General features: G+C 51.4%; 2 protein-coding genes. Both read right to left on the bottom strand.

What is annotated here, in order from left to right; translation table 11 throughout:
- The coding region (locus tag ACQ9LF_RS13930) for an IS630 family transposase (protein ID WP_462490027.1) at window positions 1-510 on the bottom strand (510 nt) is incomplete at its 3' end.
- A 13-nt stretch (window positions 511-523) separates the two neighbouring features.
- Window positions 524-1,006 (bottom strand): IS630 family transposase, encoded by a 483-nt coding sequence (locus ACQ9LF_RS13925; RefSeq protein ID WP_462490026.1) that lies wholly within the window; start codon window positions 1,004-1,006, stop codon window positions 524-526.
- Window positions 1,007-1,060 lie beyond the last annotated feature (54 nt).

Here is a 1,060-nt window from a genome sequence, read left to right as displayed (position 1 = left end):
TAGCTTTGCACAATGGAAAAACGAACGAAGCAAAGACTGTTGCCGCGATTGGGCATAAATGCTGTCTTCAATAACCTCGGCCAAGTGTGTCACATCGTCAGGAATAAAGTTTGCCAACTGGCTGTATTTGCTATGGTTCCAAATTTGCTCAACCGGATTCAGTTCCGGCGAATAAGCCGGAAGCCATTCCACATCAATACGATAACCGAATCGACTCTTCAACTGACGCACGCCGCTGCGATGAACCATCCATCGGTCGATCACCAAAATGATGCCCGCCGGGAAATGCTTCAACATGTCGGCGACAAATGCCTCAAAATCATCGGCACGAATATTATGGGGCACAATCGAAAAATACAGTCCCAACCGATGGCGTTTTGGCGAGCATGTCAAGACGGCGATGGCCGATAACCGATCCCGTCGATCCCAACTGCACAAAATCGGCGTTTGCCCTTTGGGAGCCCAGGTGCGGCGAACCGTCGGGTGAAGCATAAACCCGCTTTCGTCCAGAAAAACGATGGTTTTACCCGTTCTTCGGCCTTTTTTTTATGCGCGGCCAATCCGTCTGTCGCCACTGGACGACGGCCTCTGGATTCTGTTCACGGGCCTTGCTTTCGGGCTTCTGACAGCTCCAGCCCATCCGATGAAGAATGTGCCAGACACTGGACGGATCATAAGCAATCCCGAAGTGTTTTTCAATTACCTCGGCGATCCGTTGAAGCGTCCACAACTCGGTCCGATAGCCGTGCTTGCCGGGTCCTTTCAAAAGCAGCGTTTTCAGCCGGCTCATCTGTTTTTCAGACAACCCGCACTTGCGTCCCGGCGGACTGTGGGCTTCAAAAAAAGACTCGCCAAGCTTTTGATAGGCCTTTTTCCAATCGCAGATGGTGCCTGGACTGGCACCGACAAGCCGGGCAACCTCTTGGTTCCTGTGGCCTTGTTCCAGCAAAGCAATGGCTTTACGCCGTCTTTGCTCCAGTTGCTGAGGGGTTCCTGAAGGTCTCATGTCCTTGTTATCGGACATTCAGTCCTGTTTCGTTTAACTTTTCAAAGATCAATA

This window comes from Anaeroglomus insulsum, assembly GCF_050689095.1.
GTDB lineage: Bacteria > Planctomycetota > Phycisphaerae > Sedimentisphaerales > Anaerohalosphaeraceae > Anaeroglomus > Anaeroglomus insulsum.
Note: the sequence above shows the minus strand (reverse complement) of the source record. Positions and strands in the feature narration are given on the sequence as shown.

Coding starts and splice junctions, on each gene's coding strand:
- ACQ9LF_RS13925 (WP_462490026.1), bottom strand. CDS start 1,006: ATGAGACCTTCAGGAACCCCTCAGCAACTGGAGCAAAGACGGCGTAAA.